The 15,948-nt window shown below is 69.4% G+C and carries 16 protein-coding genes; 3 read left to right on the top strand and 13 right to left on the bottom strand.

Annotation, left to right across the window (positions count from 1 at the left end; all coding sequences use genetic code 11):
• Positions 1-614: 614 nt before the first annotated feature.
• Complete coding sequence (locus ACFXK0_RS28240) at positions 615-1,025, top strand: MarR family winged helix-turn-helix transcriptional regulator (protein WP_379414096.1); 411 nt, start codon at positions 615-617, stop codon at positions 1,023-1,025.
• Between the two features lie 52 nt (positions 1,026-1,077).
• Here ACFXK0_RS28240 and ACFXK0_RS28235 read toward each other — a convergent pair whose 3' ends face one another.
• Both ACFXK0_RS28235 and ACFXK0_RS28230 read right to left on the bottom strand, forming a co-directional pair.
• The gene (locus tag ACFXK0_RS28235) at positions 1,078-1,482 is read right to left on the bottom strand and encodes a hypothetical protein (RefSeq protein ID WP_379414088.1); all 405 of its coding nucleotides are present in this window, start codon (positions 1,480-1,482) and stop codon (positions 1,078-1,080) included.
• Positions 1,483-1,558: 76 nt separating this feature from the next.
• Positions 1,559-3,055 (bottom strand): flavin-containing monooxygenase, encoded by a 1,497-nt coding sequence (locus tag ACFXK0_RS28230; protein WP_379414087.1) that lies wholly within the window; start codon positions 3,053-3,055, stop codon positions 1,559-1,561.
• A 64-nt stretch (positions 3,056-3,119) separates the two neighbouring features.
• Between ACFXK0_RS28230 and ACFXK0_RS28225 the strand changes: the two genes are divergently transcribed.
• A complete protein-coding gene (locus ACFXK0_RS28225) occupies positions 3,120-3,674 on the top strand; it encodes a YdcF family protein (protein WP_379414085.1) in 555 nt (184 codons plus the stop codon).
• A 49-nt stretch (positions 3,675-3,723) separates the two neighbouring features.
• On the top strand, positions 3,724-4,446 hold the full coding sequence (locus ACFXK0_RS28220) for a VIT family protein (protein ID WP_379414084.1): 723 nt from the start codon (positions 3,724-3,726) through the stop codon (positions 4,444-4,446).
• A 6-nt stretch (positions 4,447-4,452) separates the two neighbouring features.
• Here the strand turns inward: ACFXK0_RS28220 and ACFXK0_RS28215 are convergent, their stop codons facing one another.
• The 11 genes from ACFXK0_RS28215 to ACFXK0_RS28165 all read right to left on the bottom strand — a co-directional run bounded on the left by ACFXK0_RS28215 (position 4,453) and on the right by ACFXK0_RS28165 (position 15,905).
• The gene (locus ACFXK0_RS28215; protein ID WP_379414083.1) at positions 4,453-6,027 is read right to left on the bottom strand and encodes a Na+/H+ antiporter; all 1,575 of its coding nucleotides are present in this window, start codon (positions 6,025-6,027) and stop codon (positions 4,453-4,455) included.
• A 53-nt stretch (positions 6,028-6,080) separates the two neighbouring features.
• Complete coding sequence (locus ACFXK0_RS28210) at positions 6,081-6,731, bottom strand: hypothetical protein (protein ID WP_379414081.1); 651 nt, start codon at positions 6,729-6,731, stop codon at positions 6,081-6,083.
• Between the two features lie 135 nt (positions 6,732-6,866).
• The gene (locus tag ACFXK0_RS28205; protein WP_379414079.1) at positions 6,867-7,826 is read right to left on the bottom strand and encodes an MlaD family protein; all 960 of its coding nucleotides are present in this window, start codon (positions 7,824-7,826) and stop codon (positions 6,867-6,869) included.
• Positions 7,823-8,869 (bottom strand): MlaD family protein, encoded by a 1,047-nt coding sequence (locus ACFXK0_RS28200; protein WP_379414078.1) that lies wholly within the window; start codon positions 8,867-8,869, stop codon positions 7,823-7,825. Before ACFXK0_RS28200 ends, ACFXK0_RS28205 begins: the two co-directional genes overlap by 4 nt.
• Positions 8,866-9,954, bottom strand: a complete 1,089-nt coding sequence (locus ACFXK0_RS28195; protein ID WP_379414076.1) for an MlaD family protein — start codon at positions 9,952-9,954, stop codon at positions 8,866-8,868. The genes ACFXK0_RS28200 and ACFXK0_RS28195 overlap by 4 nt, the downstream gene beginning before the upstream one ends.
• Positions 9,954-10,955 (bottom strand): MlaD family protein, encoded by a 1,002-nt coding sequence (locus tag ACFXK0_RS28190; protein WP_379414075.1) that lies wholly within the window; start codon positions 10,953-10,955, stop codon positions 9,954-9,956. Before ACFXK0_RS28190 ends, ACFXK0_RS28195 begins: the two co-directional genes overlap by 1 nt.
• Positions 10,943-11,947 carry an MlaD family protein gene (locus ACFXK0_RS28185; protein WP_379414074.1) on the bottom strand — a complete coding sequence of 335 codons (1,005 nt, stop codon included), beginning with the start codon at positions 11,945-11,947 and terminating at the stop codon, positions 10,943-10,945. The genes ACFXK0_RS28190 and ACFXK0_RS28185 overlap by 13 nt, the downstream gene beginning before the upstream one ends.
• Positions 11,944-12,978 (bottom strand): MlaD family protein, encoded by a 1,035-nt coding sequence (locus ACFXK0_RS28180; protein WP_379414073.1) that lies wholly within the window; start codon positions 12,976-12,978, stop codon positions 11,944-11,946. Before ACFXK0_RS28180 ends, ACFXK0_RS28185 begins: the two co-directional genes overlap by 4 nt.
• A gap of 5 nt (positions 12,979-12,983) precedes the next feature.
• The gene (locus ACFXK0_RS28175; protein WP_379414072.1) at positions 12,984-13,850 is read right to left on the bottom strand and encodes an MlaE family ABC transporter permease; all 867 of its coding nucleotides are present in this window, start codon (positions 13,848-13,850) and stop codon (positions 12,984-12,986) included.
• Positions 13,850-14,695 carry an MlaE family ABC transporter permease gene (locus ACFXK0_RS28170; RefSeq protein WP_379414094.1) on the bottom strand — a complete coding sequence of 282 codons (846 nt, stop codon included), beginning with the start codon at positions 14,693-14,695 and terminating at the stop codon, positions 13,850-13,852. Before ACFXK0_RS28170 ends, ACFXK0_RS28175 begins: the two co-directional genes overlap by 1 nt.
• A gap of 118 nt (positions 14,696-14,813) precedes the next feature.
• Entirely contained in the window at positions 14,814-15,905 is a 1,092-nt protein-coding gene (locus tag ACFXK0_RS28165) for a calcium:proton antiporter (protein WP_379414071.1), read from the bottom strand.
• Positions 15,906-15,948 lie beyond the last annotated feature (43 nt).

Below are 15,948 nucleotides of genomic sequence, written 5' to 3'. Positions count from 1 at the left end.
AGAAGCGGAACCAATAATAATATTGGCACTGACATTCATCGACACACTATTGAGTTCTCAAAGAACACACGCACAAACATCCACCCACAACATCGGGAAGGGGTTTCAGCAGGGCAAGGGTTCACACTTTAGCTCAGACCATCCACCGGAAGCAAGTCCCGATACCATGACCCTGAACACAAGGTCAGTCAGGCGCTCATCGTCCTACCTCGTTTCCCTGCCTCCCGGCCGGGTCGGTGTCCGTGTCGCTCTGACTCGAATTAAGTTACGCACCGCCGAACACGAAGTCAAATCGGCAGGACAGTCCGGCATTTCCCCAGGTCACAGCACCTCCGCGGCGATCGATCGCGACTACCTCCGGGTCGGCAGGCGCCAGTGCCGACGACGGCGATCCACCGGCAACTAATCGTTCGTGCAGGGCTGCCGCGCGCCATAAAGCTGCGGCCACCTGGCGACATGATTCGTCACACGTAGACACCGCACACCCGTCGATATACAGTTCTGCCGACATTCAGCAATTTCATAGCTAACGTCGAGATGGAAGGGGGACCCTGGTGCACGACGACCTCGATGCCGTCGAACAACGTGCCTGGAGCGCGGTGGTCACCCTGGCGATGCGGGTACCGAGTGCCCTCGATTCGCGGTTGCAACGCGAGTTCGGCGTCACCCATTTCGAGTATCGGGTGCTGGCGCTGCTGCGTGCGGCACCCGGGCAGCGAATACGGCTGAGCACGCTGGCCGAGCGCGGGCACGCGTCCATCTCCCGGCTCTCGCATGTGGTCTCCAAGCTGGAGCGCGTGGGCTGGGCGCGGCGGGCGACGGCGGTCTCGGGGCGCGGGGTGGACGCCGTGCTCACCGAGAGCGGGCTGGCCAAGGTCGTCGAGGCGACACCGGCGTACCTGGTCGCGGTGCGCGCGCTGGTACTCGACGGGCTCGACGAACCGCAGAAGCTCGAGCTGGCGGCGCTGGGGGAACAACTCGCCCAGCACCTCGGCGATATCCGGGCCGAGCACGCCGGACCATAGGAAACGCCGCCCCCGCGGACTGCGGGAGCGGCGTTCGCCGGCGAAAGCGCGGTCAGACGTTGTGCGGCCGCCAGGTCGCCACGGCCCAGATCACCACGATGTTGATGGCGATGATCAGGATCGACCACCAGGGGTAGTACGGCAGCCACAGGAAATTCGCGATGATCGACAGCGCGGCGATCACCATCGCGGCCACCCGTCCCCAGGTCTGACCGGCCAGCAGGCCGATGGCGATGAGCACCGTGATCGCGCCGAACACAATGTGCCACCAACCCCAGCTGGTGAGGTCGAACTGGTAGAGGTATTCGGGCCCGACGACGATGAGATCGTCGTTGGCCACCGCGGAGATTCCCTCGAAGATCTGCAGGACACCGACCACCGCCAGCAGGATGCCGGCGCCGATCGAGGTTCCGGCCGCGATCCCCTCGCGAACCGGATGCTGATTCTGGTCTGTCATCGCTGGGCCTTCCGTCAGGTCAACCACGTGCCACCACGGCACAGCCCAACGGTAGGAACACGACAGACCGCGCACCTCACCCGTTGCGGGTGAACTCGCGCACGCGATGGACCGGGCGCAATGTCTTGCCGAGGTCGGTGCGCAGGGTGAACAGCGCGTCGAGCAGATAGTTCTGCCTGACCCGCCACGGGTGCTTGTCGCCCTGCCGCGGGAAGGCCGCGATCGAGCGCAGGACGTAGCCGGCATTGAGGTCGAGCAGGGGGCGTTCGGCCAGGTCAGCGCGGGGTTGCGGGACGACGGCGGCGACGCCGGTGCGGTCGAGGTGGGCCAGCACCTTGCAGACCAGGCGTGAGGTGAGATCGGCGCGCAGGGTCCACGACGCGTTGGTGTAGCCGACGCAGATGGCGAAATTGGGCAGGCCGGTGAGCATCGCGCCCTGCCAGACGAACTGTTCGGCCAGCTCGACGGGCTTGTCATCGACCGAGGGGACGATGCCGCCGAAGGCGAGCAGGCGCAGGCCGGTCGCGGTGACGATAATGTCGGCGGGCAGGGTCTGCCCGGATTCGAGGCGGATGCCCTCGGGGACGAAGGACGCGATGCGGTCGGTGACCACCGCGGCCTTGCCCTTCTTCATGGCCTTGAAGAAGTCGGCGTCGGGCGCGGCGCACAGGCGCTGGTCCCACGGGTCGTAGTCGGGGGTGAAGTGCTCGGCGACGAGCTTGTCGTCTTTGAGGATGCGGGTGGTCAGGCCGGTGAGCAGCTTGCGCGCGGCCGCCGGGCGGCGACGGCAGTACTGGTAGAAACCGATGTTGAACAGGATGTTCTTGGTCCGGATCAGGCGGTGCGCGAGGTCGGCGGGCAGCAGCTCGCGGATCTTGTCGGCCTGCTTGTCGCGGCCGGGGACCGCGCTGATCCAGGTGGGGGTGCGCTGCAACATGGTGACGTGCTCGGCCTCGGCGGCCAGCGACGGGACCAGGGTGACGGCGGTGGCGCCGCTGCCGATGACGACGATCCGTTTGCCGCGCACATCCAGCTCGGCCGGCCAGAACTGCGGATGCACCACGGTGCCGGCGAACTCCTCGCGGCCGGCGAACTCGGGGGCGTGCGGCTGCTGGTAGTCGTAGTAGCCCGCGCAGGTGTAGAGGAAACCGCAGGTCAGCGTGCTCAGTTCGGGGCCGTCGGGGCCCTCGTGGGCGATGGTGAGCTGCCAGTGCGCGTGCGCGGAGGACCAGTCGGCGCCGATCACCCGCGAGCCGTAGCGGATGTGGGAGTCGATGCCGTTCTCCTCGGCCGTCTCCCGGATGTAGTCCAGGATCGAGGCGCCGTCGGCGATGGAGCGGGCCGCGCGCCACGGCTTGAACGGGTAGCCCAGGGTGAACATGTCCGAGTCGGAGCGGATACCCGGGTACCGGAACAGGTCCCAGGTGCCACCGAGGTCGGCACGAGCCTCGAGCACGGCGTAGCTGCGGTGCGGGTGTTCGGTCTGCAGCCGGTAAGCGGCCCCGATGCCGGACAATCCTGCGCCGACGATGACGACGTCGAGGTGTTCGGGGGCAACGGCGGAGTCGGTCATGGGCTCCAGTGTGCCTGGCCGGGTCCGGGGACAGAAGAGCGCCGTTTCGCCTATCGTCGGGGCGGTGTCGCTGTTTCGGCGCGCGGGATGGCTGCTCCTCGGCGTACTGGTCACCGCGCTGGCTGTCGTGCTCGCCGGCCGGCCGGTCGTCATGGCACCCCAGCGCGACCCGGTGCGGCCCGCCGATGTGATCGTGGTGCTCGGCGGCGGCGCCGACGAAAGCTACGACGTGGGGATCGAGCTGGCCGAGCGGGGCATGGCGCCGGAGGTACTGATCTCGCAGGCCGACGGCGCCGACGATCCACGCATGGACCGGTACTGCGGTGGCCGATTCCGGTTCCGGGTCGCGTGTTTCGTGCCCGATACCGAACGCACCGACGGTGAGGCGCGCGAAATCGTGCGGCGCGCAACGATCTACGGGTGGCGCCACCTCATCGTGGTCACCGCGACAGCGGATATCTCGCGGACCCGGTATCTGGTCGGCCGGTGTTTCGACGGCGAACTCACGCTGGTCGCCGGCGCGACCGGGTCGGGGCCGAAGTACTGGGCGTGGATGTACGCGCGTCAATCCGCCGGGTACATCCGGGCTTTCGTGAACCAGCGGTGCGAGCCGGACTGAGCGGCGCGGCAGGCGGGGCGGCGGGTGGCGGGCGGATTAGGCTGGCCGGGTGCAGGACCCGTCCCCGACCGCGCATCCGCACGAACCGCATGCGGAGAGCTTCGCCGCCCGGCTGAACTGGCTGCGCGCCGGCGTGCTCGGCGCCAACGACGGCATCGTCTCCACCGCCGGGCTGGTGGTGGGTGTCGCGGCGACCACCAACAACACCCAGACGATCCTCAGCGCGGGTATCGCCGGGCTGGTCGCCGGCGCGATTTCGATGGCCGCCGGCGAGTACGTCTCGGTGAGCACGCAGCGCGATTCGGAGAAGGCGCTGCTGGCGAAGGAACGCCGGGAACTGGCCGACTCCCCGGAACTCGAACTGGCCGAGCTGGCCGGCATCTACGAGGCGAAGGGCCTGAGCCCGGCCACCGCGCGCACGGTTGCCCAAGAGCTCACCGCGCACGACGCGTTCACCGCGCACGCCGAGGCCGAGCTGGGCCTTGACCCGCGCGAGCTGACCAATCCGTGGGCGGCGGCGATATCCTCGGCCGTCGCGTTCACCTGCGGTGCGCTGTTGCCGCTGCTGGCCATCGTGATCCCGCCCGCGTCGTGGCGGGTACCGGTGACCTTCGCCGCGGTGCTGCTCGCGCTGGCGCTGACCGGGTCGGTGAGCGCGCGGCTGGGTGGCAGCAGGCGGAGCCGGGCGGTGCTGCGGGTGGTGGTCGGTGGGGCGCTGGCCATGGCGATCACCTACGGGATCGGCACGCTCACCGACACGCTCGGCGCCTGAACCGTGTCAGCGGGCCGGGCCGAGGTCGAGCCGGCGGGTGACGCGGTCGACGACGTCCGGGGGCATGCCCGGTTCGCGGCGGGCGGCCTGTGCCTCGCGGCGGCCCGCCTCCACGACCGCCATCCGCACCGCGCGCATCTGGGTGGCGAGGGCGCGTTCTTTGTCCAGCGTCGCTTTGGCGTCGGCGTCGGCGGCCTGGGGGTCGGCCTTCGCGGACAGGTGCCGCACGGCGTCTTTGAGGTCCTCGTAGATGTCCTCGGGCAGGTTGTCGCGGGCGGCGATCCGTTTGAGCTCGGCGAGTTCGGCCCGCATCACCCGGGTCCACAGGGCCTGTTCGACGGCGCGCTCCTGCCGGGTGTCGGCGCGTACGCCGGTGATCCGGACGATCAGCGGCAGCGTCGGCCCCTGGACGAGCAGGGTGAACAGAACGACGGCGAAGGCGACGAACAGGATTTCCGAGCGGGCCGGGAAATCGGCGCCGGAGGCGACGGTGAACGGGACGGCCAGTGCCAGCGCCACCGTCGCCACCCCGCGCATGCCCGCCCACCAGGTGACGATCACCTCGCGCCAGGTGAACGGTTCGTCGGTGTAGCGCCACAGCTTCATGCTGATCACCCAGGTGCCGAGCAGCCAGGCCAGGCGCAACAGCACCACCACCGCGATGACCGCGGCGGTGACACCGGCCAGCGCCGGCCAGTTGCGGCCGGTGGTGTCGATGACCACGCGCAGTTCCAGCCCGATCAGCGCGAAGGCGAAGCCGGTGATGAGCATTTCGGTGATGTCCCAGAAGGAGTCGGCGACCAGGCGGTAGTCGCGGTCGCCGATCTCGGTCACCGCGTCGGTGAGATACAGCGCGCACACCAGCACCGAGAGCACCGCCGAACCCTCCCAGTGCTCGGCGATGCCGTAGGCGGCGAAGGGCAGCAGCAGGCTCAGCGCCACCTGGCCGGTGGCGTTGCCGAGGTAGCGGGTGAGTTTGCTGCCCAGCCAGCCGAGCAGCAGACCGACGCCACCGCCGACCACCGCGGCCAGCACGAATTCGCCGAAGGCGTGCCAGGGCGAGAACAGTCCGGTCACCACCGCCTGGATGCCGACGGTGTAGATGACGATCGCGGTGACATCGTTGAACAGCCCCTCGCCGCCGAGGGCGACGATCAGGCGCCGCGGCAGCCCGAGCCTGCCCGCCATCGAGGTGGCCGCGACCGGGTCGGGCGGGGCGACCAGCGCGCCGAGCACGACGCCGGCGGCGACCGCGACGGACGGATTCCAGGCATGGAACACCGCGGCGACAGCGACCGCGGTCAGGACCACGAGACCGACCGCGCGCAGGGCGATGACCTGCCAGTTCTCCGCGAACTGCCGCCAGGAGGTGCGTCGCGCCGCAGCGTAGAGCAGCGGGGGCAGGACCACCGGCAGGATCAGTTCGGGTGGGATGTCCAGGCTGGGGACCGCCGGGATCACCGCGAGCAGGCAGCCGAAGATCGTCATCAGGATCGATGGCGCGACGCCGATCCGGTCGCCGACGGATTCGGCGAGCACGGCCGCGAGCAGGATCACCAGAGTGAGCACCAGCTGGTCCATAGCTGACCAGTCTCACCGACCGGGCCGGGGCTGAACCGCCGACCCGCCGCCGATCACGGCAGGACGGCCGCCGCGGGCGGAAGCAGGATCGGGGGCAGCGGGAAGGGCAGCTGGATGGCAGGCGGCGGCGGGGGTGGCGGCGGCTCCGGTGCGGGCGCGGGAACCGGTTCGGGTTCCGGCGGCGGCGCGGGCTCGTAGACCGGCGGCTCGTACACCGGCGGCTCGTAGACCGGCGGGGGCGGCGGTTCGTAGACGGGCGGCGGCGGGGGCGCTTCGACCGGGACCGGTGCGGGAGCAGGCGCCGGCGCGGGCTCGACGGGGGCGGGCGGAGGCGGTGCGGGGGCGCCGACCGGGACGGGATTGTCGGGCGTGGTGGCCGTGCACTGCCAGCCGCCGTCGCCGTCGACCCGCCAGTGTGCGGTGATACCACCGGCCGAGCAGTTGCCACCGACCCGGCGGGCGGGCCACGGCGGCGCGAAGACGGTATCGGCCTCGTGGTCGGCGCCGGCCTCGTCACCGTCGACGGGCAGACCGCTGTTGCCGCGCATCGGGGTGACCGGCTCGTTCTCGTCGCCCTGATCGGCGCGCAGGACCAGGCCCAAGGCGACGACGAGCGCCAGCAGCGCGGCCAGCACCGCCGCGATCGCGATCGTTCGAGTACTGCTGCCCGATTCCCGTTCGGGAGCCTCGCTGCTGCCTGCCATCGCACCGCCTTCTACCGCGGACCAGGGGAATCCCCCTCGTCCAGCAGGCTACCGCACGGTTGCTCGCCGATGGCTCGACCGACATCGAAAACCACTGGCCAGGGCAAATACCTTGATCCAGTGGTTGCCAGATGTTTACTTGATCGCGACCCGGACCTTCACCGAGTCGGCGTCGGTGTTGTGTAGCGCCTGCGCGACGAGCGCGCTCAGATCCAGCTGCGGTGCCGTCGCGGTCACCGATTCGGTGAGCGGACGCAGACCGGGCAGCAGCGCCGACAACTCGGGACCGAGCTCGTCGAGCTTCGCGGTGAGTTCGGTCAGCAACGGCACGAGACCGCCGTCGCGCAGGTACATCTCCGGATCGCCACCCGCGGCGCTGACCCGGCCGACCGATTCGACGAACTGGTCGATCACGTGCGCCAGGCGCAGGAACGCCGGTGCGGCCGCCGAGGTGGCCGGACCCGCCCAGGCGATGTCGCCGGAGACGTATTCGAAGTTGTTCTGCAACTCGGCGATGGCCGGTGCGCGGCTCATGATCGCGGCGGCGAGCAGATCACCGGCCCTGGCCAGTTCGGGGACGACGTTCTCGGTGCCGGCCAGCGCCGTACCCAGGGTGTCCACCAGCGAGCCGACCACGGTGGGGTCGAGCTGTTCGACGGTCTTGGTGACCAGCCGCGCGACCTCCGGGATCGACATCGGGGTCCGCACGTTCTCCCCCGCCAGGCGCTGCCCGTCACTGACATAGGGCCCGTCGGCGCTACGCGGCTCGAACTGCACATACGGCTCGCCGAGGGACGACAGGTGCTCGATGGTGACGACACTGCTCATCGGCACCTTGTTGGCTGCGCCGAAGCGGAAGCCGACCCGCACCCGCCCGGCCGCGGCGGTGTCGACCGCGGTGACCTCGCCGATCTCGATACCGGTCAGCAGGATCGGCGAGCCGACGCTGAGACCGCCGGAATTCGCCAGTTCGATCGAGGCTGCGGTGTAGTCGGCGAACGGGTCCACCCGCACCACACCGAAGGTCAGATAGCTCGCGCCGAGCACGGTGATGGCGGCGATACCGCCGAGCGAGGCCAGGGCACCGATCTTCATCGCACCATTCCGATCATCCGCAGCGCGGCCACGATCTGGGCGACGCGGTCCTCCTCGGCCACCCGCACGCCGGTGACGTTCACCTGCGGCCGCTGCGCGAACGGGATGACCTTGTCCTGCAGCAGCGCGGTCAGCAGCGCCACATTGCTGGGCGAGCGGGTGTCCGGTGCGCCGCCGGTGGCCAGCGGCAGGAACGCGGCCACCGCCGCGTCGCCGGACTGCGCGACCGGGGCCAGCCAGCTCAGCGAGGTGCCGACCGGGCCGAGCGCGTCGAAGATCTTCATGGTCTTGGCGATCGAGTCCTGGGTGCCGGTCAGCGCGGCCACGGCCTCGGGGGTGAGGATATCGGTCAGCTCGGGCCCGATCTCGGTCATCACCTGAGCGTTGGCGGCCAGGCCGTCGACCAGCAGGTCGACCCGGTCCAGATTCGCGGCCAGGTCGGCGGCATCGGCGCCCATGACCGCGGAGATGCGCGCGGTCTCCTTCGGGTCCTGCGGCATCACCGAGTTCACCCGGCCGATCATCTCCTGGAGCTGACCGATCGCACCGCCCTGCACGAACAGCGCCATGGTGGCCATGGTGTCCTCCAGCTGCACCGGCGGTTTCGTCTGGTCGATACCGATGGTGGCGCCGTCGCGCAGCAGGTCGCCGAAGCCGTCCTTCGGGGTGGTCAGCGACAGGTGGATGTCGCCGAGGATGGTGTCCTGGCGCAGTTCGGCGATGGTGGAGGTGGGCAGCTGCACCGAGTCGAGGATGTCGGCCTCGACGACGACGTATCCGCCGCGACCGGCCGGGGCGTCGGCGGGCTGGACCACCCGGACGCCCTCGACGATGCCGACGGCCGCGCCGTTGGCGATCACCTTCGATTTGGCCGGCAGGTTCAGCACGCTGCTGAACTCGATGTTGACCCGGTAGGTCGGGCCGCTGAGGGTGGCGCCGGGCACCGGCACCTCCGCGGGGTCGAAACCGCACCCGCCGACCGCGAGCCCGGCCGCGATCAGCAGCCCGATCATGCTGTGCCGCATGGTCTTTCGCCGGTTCATCGAGCACCTGCCATTCCCAGGACGACCTGCGCGAGGTTCACATCGGTCAGGCCCTGCGCCGGATCGGCGCAGCGGCCGGGGATCAGCTCGTTCACCGCGGCGCACACCTGGTCGGCCTCGCCGCTGGGCAGGGCCACCTTCGGCGGGGCGTAGCTGATCGCGGTGCCGTCGGCGACGCCGCGGAAGGCCGTGGCCAGCGCCGGTGTCTGCTGCACGATCTGGCCGAGGGATCCGGCGTTGGCGCGCAACAACTTCACCAGCGGGACGGCGCCGTCGAGCGCGCCGAGCAGCGGGTCACCGAGGATGGTGGCGAAGTCGTTGAGCATCGGCAGCAGCTCGCGCAGGCCGTCGAACAGCGAGGTGGCCGGGCCGAGCAGGTCGTCGGAGGACTGGTTGAGCAGCGGGGCGAGCCGAACCAGCATCGACTGCAGATCGCCCCAGTTGGCGGCGACCCGGTTGGACACCGAGGCGAAGGCGTCGAAAAGCCCGGCCAGATGGCCGATATCGGCGTCGGGCTGGTTCATCGCGGCGCCGAGTTTGCGCACGAGTTCGTTGACGGTCGCGCCGGTGCCCGCGGTCGCGCGGTCCAGCGAGGCGAGACCGTCGACGAGCGCGGTGGGCTGGCCGGCTTCGCCGCCGGAGAGCTGATCGGACAGGCTCGCCAGCGCGGTGAGGGTCTCGGTGATGCTCTTGGGCGTCAACGTTTTGGTGATGCAGCCGGGGCCGAACTCGCGGGTGTCCTTGCCGCTGGTGAGCACCGCGAGGTTGCGGTCGGCGGCCACCGAGTAGGCGACCGTGGTCGCGGACGCGTCGGCGTAGACCGGGTAGTCGGCATCGACCTCGAACTCGACGCGGACCGTGGCACCCTCGTTGCGCACCGCGGTCACCTCGCCGACATCGATACCGCGCATGGTGACGTGGTTGCCGGGGTAGAGACCGATCGCGTCGGGCATGATCGCGCAATAGGATTCGGTCTTCTTCAGCGGATCGAAGGCGACGAAGTAGCCGCAGGCCACCAGCGCGACCAGCACCCCGACACCGGCGATCGACATGAACGCCTGGGACCCGAGCAGTCGTTTCAGCATCAGCAGTCCTTCCCGGGCAGCGGCACGCAGACCTGCGTCCCGGACTGGTCGACGACCACGCCCGCACCCAGCTCGGTGAGCTTGGTCTGCAGGCCGGACACGGTGCCCAGCAGCGGTTCGAGCTGACCGCCCAGCTCCCGCAGTCGCGGCAGCGCGTCGGCCAGGGCCTGCGCCTGCGGCTTCAAGGTCGAATCCCAGGACGGCGCGAGCGCGGCCAGGCGGTTGACCACTGAGGTCAGCAGCCGGACCGCTTCGGCCAGTTCGGCTTTCTTGCTCAGCAGCAGGTCCTCGAGCAGGTTGACGTTGTTCATCAGCCGGCCCAGATCGGACTTGGCGCCGTCGTACATGGAGATGTACTCGTCGAGGATCGCGATCGACTTCGACACCTGCGAACGCTGCCGGGCGAGCATGTCGACATAGGTGCCGACGGTGTCGAGGGTGCCGCGCAGTGCCTCCGGGGCAGCTTCGATGGCGGAGTTGGCGGCGGCCAGGTTCTCGCGCACGGTGTCGCCGTCGACGGCGGCCAGCGGGGTGGTCGCGTCCTGGAAGGTCTCGATCAGGCTGTAGGGCAGGCGGATCCGGTCGGCGGGGATCGGGGTGTCGCCCAGCGGCGCGGTGCCTGCCGGATACAGCGCGACGTAGTGGCCGCCGACCACGGTGAGCATGCGCACGTCGAGGGAGGTCTGGTCGCCGACGAACACATTGTCGTTCACGGTGAATTCCATGATGACCTTGTCCGGCTTCAGCTCCAGCGAGGTGACGCTGCCCACCGAGATACCGGCCAGGCGCACGTCGTCGCCCTCGCGCACCGACTGCGCCTCACTGAGTTCGGCGGTGTAGGTGTGCTTGCCCAGCGGCACCACGTAGACGATGCCGGCGCCGATGACGAACAGCACAACCAGGCCCAGCCCGATAATGCCCATGCGCAGCTCGCGGGCGCGTTTGCCCGCCTCGTCCAGGATCGGGCGATCGCCGGAGAACAGCTTCCTCAGGCGTTGCATATCGTCACCTTCTGTCCGGCGATCAGCACCTGCAGCGGCGCGGGTACCTCGGCGGCGCCGTTGCTGCAGTGCGGGGTGAAACCGGTGAACCCGCGCGCCAGCGACGCGTCGAGGGTGGCCAGCAGGCCGGGCAGCTGACCGAACACCGCGACGGCCTGCTGCGGGTCCGGGAACAGGCCGCGGATCAGTGCGTCGACGTCGGCGCCGCCGTCTTCGGTCAGGCCGAGCGCGGCCAGCATCCGGTCGATCGGTCCGAGCACCGAGGGCGCGGTCATCGCGAACTGCGCGACGCCGCCGATATTGCGCTGCATCGCCTCGAAGATGTCGGTGAGCCGGGCCAGCAGCGGCAGCAGGTGACCCACCCGGCCGCCGTGCCGATCGGCCAGCGTGGACAGGTTGGTGATCAGGGTGCTGATGACCTGCTGGCGGTCCTCGGCGTAGCTCGCGAGCTGGTCGATCGCGGTCAGCGCGGGGCCCAGGCCGCTGCCGTCACCCTCGATGACGGCGAGCATGCTCGCGGTGAACTGGTTGATCGCCTCCGGCGAGAGCGTCGCCAGCACCGGCTTCAAGCCGCTGAACAGGCTCGTCACGTCGAAGGACGGGACGGTCATGTCGGCGCCGATGCGCGCGTCGGCGGCCAGGCGGGTACCCGGGTTGGGCGCCTGCTGCAGGTCGATATAGCGCTGGCCGGTGAGGTTCTGGTAGCGGATGGCCAGTGTGCTGTTGTCGTAGATCGGGGTGTCGGTCTTGACCGTGAGGTGGACCTTGGCCTTGTCGCCTTCGAGGCTGATCTTCTCGACCTTGCCGACCTGCACGCCGAACATCCGCACGTCGTTGCCGACCTTGAGGCCGTTGGCGTCGGTGAACAGCGCGTCATGGGCCTCGGTGTCACCGGCGACCGGGCGCTTGATCAGCGTGAACACGAATCCGAGCACCGCGACCATCACCAGCGTGAAGACGCCGAGCCGCAGTGCGACGCCACGAATCTTCATCGCGCACCGTCCTTTCCGAACAGCGGCACCGCCAGCGCCGGGACCCCGCTGAGCTCGACGTCGAGGTTGAGCACCGGGCCGTCGGGGCCGGCGGGCATCGCGGCGAGCAGGTTGGTCAGCAGGGCGCGCAGGTCGGCGCCGGTCCGCGTGGGGGTGGGTGACATCTGGGCCAGCGCGGCGAGCATCGGCGCGAGCATGTCGGTGGTCTCGGCGAAGTGGCCGCCCGCGGTGGTCAGGGTGGTGGACAGGGCGGGCAGGATGCTGCCGCCGACCACGCCGACGCCGATGTCGTAGCGGTCCTTGTCGACCTGGGTCACCTTGATCTCGCTGAGAGTGTCGATCACCTGCATGGTGGCACCGGCGAACTGGCCGCCGCCGTCGAAGGCGGGGCCGAGCTTGCCGAACAGCTCCGACGGGGCGACGTCCTGGTTGTCGGCGATGGTCTTGGCGACCGTGATCAGCGCCTGCACCAGCGGGGTGAAGGCCTTGAAGTCGGCGGCCAGCTGGGAGATCACCGTCGCCATCTGCGGGCTGGTGACCGTCATGCCGACCTGGGACAGGCTGCGCAGGATCGCGCTCATCGTCGCGTCGTAGACGCGGCCCGCGTTGTCGCCGGTCAGGTCGAGTACCGCGCCTTCGCGCAGCGGCGCGCCGCCGGTGCCGCGGCGCAGTTCCAGTTCGGCGATGCCGAACAGGTTGGTCGGGGCGTAGTCGACGGCGAGGCTGTCGTCGAGGCCGTGCAGCCGGTCGGCGTCGAGCAGCAGCGAGATCTGCTGGGTGCCGCGTTCGCCGGGGGCGACCTCGGCGACCTCGCCGACGGTGACGCCGTCGACGCGGACCTGGCTGCCCGCGCTGATGCCGTCACCGAGGTGCTCGGTGTGCAGCGCGATGCGCAGGCCGTCCTCGGTGGCGAGCTGGTTGTAGCCGACCGTGGCGAGCACGACCGCGGCGATGACGGCGAGGATGATCCCGCCGGTCCGCCGGGACGTGCGCCGATCGGCCGCGACACCGGGCATTCCGTAATTCGGCAACTACCTCACCCCGTAAAACTGATCGCCGAGTTGAAGCCCCACAGCACGATCGACAGCACCATGTCGATGGCGACGATCGCCACCGAGCTGGCCCGGACCGCGCGGCCGGAGGCGATGCCGACGCCCTCGGGGCCGCCGGTGGCGAAGAATCCGAAATAGCTGTGCACCAGGATCACGACGGTGCCGAACACGGCCACCTTGATCACCGCGGCGATCATGTCGAAGCCGGAGATGAACTGGAAGAAGTAGTGGTCGTAGACGCCGGCGGACTGGCCGTAGACCATCGTCAGCAGGCCGCGGGTGGCGCCGTAGGACAGGATCAGCGCGATCAGGAAGGTCGGCACGATGGCGATGGCGCCCGCGATGACGCGGGTGGTGACCACGAACGGCACCGAGCGCAGGCCGAGCGCCTCGATGGCGTCGATCTCCTCGGAGATGCGCATCGAGCCGATCTCGGCGGTGATCCGGCAGCCCGCCTGGGCGGCGAAGCCGATGGCGGCCGCGATCGGGGCCAGCTCGCGGGTGGTGGCGTAGGCCGAGATGACGCCGGTCACCGGGCCCATGCCGAGCATGTCGAGCGAGGCGAAGGATTCGACACCGACCGAGGCGCCCATCACCAGGCCCAGCACGATCATCATCGGCACGGTGCCGCCGCCGACGATGATCGAGCCGCGGCCCCAGGTCATGTCGGTGACCGCGCGCAGCGTCTCGTCGCGGTAGCGGCGCAGTGTCAGCGGCACCGAGGACAGCACCTGCCAGACGAACACCGCAACGAAGCCGAGCGATTCCCCCGCTGAGGTGATCTTGCGGCCCAGGCGGGCCGGCTTGCGCAGCCAGTGCAGCGAGGTCGGGATGTAGGAGGAGGCAGCCATCACGCCAGCTTCGTCGGCAGGAACATGGCGCTGATCTGGGTGGCCAGGAGGTTCACGATCGCGATCGAGACCACCGAGAGCACCACCGCCGCGTTGACCGCGTCGGCGACACCGCGCGGACCGCCCTTGGCCTCGAGGCCGCGCTGGCACGAGATGACCACCACCAGGAACCCGAAGATCAGTGCCTTGAGCAGGGAGACCCACACGTCACCGGCGGTGGCGAAGGAGCCGAAGGTCGACCAGTAGCTGCCGGGCGTCACGCCCTGTCCGCCGACGGCGACCGCGTAGCCGGCCAGCACGCCGACGAAGATGATCAGCACATTGAGCATCGGCGCGACGATCAGCATCGCCATCATGCGCGGGATGACCAGGCGGTGCACCGGGCTGATGCCCATGGTGTTGAGCGCGTCGATCTCCTCGCGGATGGTGCGCGCGCCCAGGTCGGCCGCGATGGCCGCCGCGCCCGCGCCGCCGAGCAGGAAGCCGGTCGCGATCGGGGCGCCCTGCTTGATGACGCCCAGACCGCCGGTCGCGCCGAGCATGGAGTCGGCGCCGAGGCTGTGGATCAGGTTGCCGACCTGGATCGAGACAATCACCCCGAACGGGATGGCCATCAGGATCGCGGGGATGGCGGTGACGGTGATCAGGCGCCAGGCCTGCACCAGCGTCTCGCGCCACTGGAACTGTCTGCGGGCGACATCGGTGACGGTGCCGGTGACCGACTCCTGCGCGAGGTCGACCGCCCGCCCGAAAGTCCGCAACGACGACACCACGGTATCGGCGAAATTCTTGCGGACGATCTGGCTTGTGGTATCCCGCTTCGCGGCGTGCAGATCGGTGGACATCACGCCAGCAAGCTAACCGGTACTCTGCGTCACAACAAAATTTCCGGGTGGTGACCCTGGTCGCTATTTCACCGTTTCCATGACAGATCCACACTCCATGTGATCCGCAACACGCCAGCTACGGACTGGCCGCCAGGAACACGAACGCCGCGAACAACGCCAGGTGGACGCCACTGTGCAGCAGCGTCGCGCGACCAGGCACGATCGTCAGCGTGCCGACCACCACGGTCAGCGCGAGCAGCACCATCTGGGTGGCGCCCAGGCCCAGGACCAGCGGTCCGCTCAGCCAGAACATCGCGATCGCGATCACCGGAATGGTCAGGCCGATACTGGCCATCGCCGAACCCAGCGCCAGATTCAGGCCGATCTGCACCCGGTTGCGCCGGGCGGAGTTGACCGCGGCGATCGTCTCGGGCAGCAGCACCAGCATCGCGATCACCACACCGACCGCCGACTGCGGCAGGCCCGCCGAATCCACCACCGACTCCAGCGTCGGCGAGACGACCTTGGCCAGGCCGACCACGCAGACCAGGGCGAGCACGAGCAGCCCGAGGCTGATCAGCGTGGCCCGGTTGGACGGCAGCGCGTCGTGCACGTCGGCGTCGTCGACCGCGCCACTGTCCTCCACCGGCAGGAAGTCGTCGGGATGACGCACCGTCTGCACCATCACGAACAGGCCGTAGAGCAGCAGCGAGGCCACCGCGGCGAAGGCCAGCTGCGCCACCGAGAACTCCGGACCCGGCTTGCTGGTGGTGAACGTCGGCAGCACCAGACTCAGCGTGGCCAGCGTCGCGACGGTGGCCAGCGCGGCCCCGGTGCCCTCGGAATTGAACACCGCCACCCGCCTGCGCAGCGCCCCGACCAGCAGCACCAGACCGAAGATGCCGTTGCAGGTGATCATCACCGCCGCGAAGACGGTGTCGCGCGCCAGCGACGTCGCCTTCTCCCCGCCGGAGATCATCATCGTCACGATGAGCGCCACCTCGATCACGGTCACCGCGACCGCCAGCACCAGCGAACCGAACGGCTCACCGACCCGGTGCGCGACCACCTCCGCGTGATAGACCGCCGCCAGCACCGCCCCGACCAGCGCCAGACTCACCAGTGCGACAATCAATCCCGGTACCGAACGCCCCCAGCTGAGAATGAGGACGAGGGCGGCGAGAATCGGTACGTAGGTGGTCCATCTGGTCGTCAATGCGGCGATCATGACCTCCATCCTTCCAGCTGGACGCAATCGGCCCCGGAATCCG

It is taken from the genome of Nocardia sp. NPDC059177 (assembly GCF_042755165.1).
Classification (GTDB): Bacteria; Actinomycetota; Actinomycetes; order Mycobacteriales; family Mycobacteriaceae; genus Nocardia.
Note: the sequence above shows the minus strand (reverse complement) of the source record. Positions and strands in the feature narration are given on the sequence as shown.

Bases quoted from the DNA above. Each gene is read 5' to 3' on its own strand.
- ACFXK0_RS28240 (WP_379414096.1), top strand. From the start codon at position 615: ATGCGGGTACCGAGTGCCCTCGATTCGCGGTTGCAACGCGAGTTCGGC.
- ACFXK0_RS28235 (WP_379414088.1), bottom strand. From the start codon at position 1,482: ATGACAGACCAGAATCAGCATCCGGTTCGCGAGGGGATCGCGGCCGGA.
- ACFXK0_RS28230 (WP_379414087.1), bottom strand. From the start codon at position 3,055: ATGACCGACTCCGCCGTTGCCCCCGAACACCTCGACGTCGTCATCGTC.
- ACFXK0_RS28215 (WP_379414083.1), bottom strand. From the start codon at position 6,027: ATGGACCAGCTGGTGCTCACTCTGGTGATCCTGCTCGCGGCCGTGCTC.
- ACFXK0_RS28210 (WP_379414081.1), bottom strand. From the start codon at position 6,731: ATGGCAGGCAGCAGCGAGGCTCCCGAACGGGAATCGGGCAGCAGTACT.
- ACFXK0_RS28205 (WP_379414079.1), bottom strand. From the start codon at position 7,826: ATGAAGATCGGTGCCCTGGCCTCGCTCGGCGGTATCGCCGCCATCACC.
- ACFXK0_RS28200 (WP_379414078.1), bottom strand. From the start codon at position 8,869: ATGAACCGGCGAAAGACCATGCGGCACAGCATGATCGGGCTGCTGATC.
- ACFXK0_RS28195 (WP_379414076.1), bottom strand. From the start codon at position 9,954: ATGCTGAAACGACTGCTCGGGTCCCAGGCGTTCATGTCGATCGCCGGT.
- ACFXK0_RS28190 (WP_379414075.1), bottom strand. From the start codon at position 10,955: ATGCAACGCCTGAGGAAGCTGTTCTCCGGCGATCGCCCGATCCTGGAC.
- ACFXK0_RS28185 (WP_379414074.1), bottom strand. From the start codon at position 11,947: ATGAAGATTCGTGGCGTCGCACTGCGGCTCGGCGTCTTCACGCTGGTG.
- ACFXK0_RS28175 (WP_379414072.1), bottom strand. From the start codon at position 13,850: ATGGCTGCCTCCTCCTACATCCCGACCTCGCTGCACTGGCTGCGCAAG.
- ACFXK0_RS28170 (WP_379414094.1), bottom strand. From the start codon at position 14,695: ATGTCCACCGATCTGCACGCCGCGAAGCGGGATACCACAAGCCAGATC.
- ACFXK0_RS28165 (WP_379414071.1), bottom strand. From the start codon at position 15,905: ATGATCGCCGCATTGACGACCAGATGGACCACCTACGTACCGATTCTC.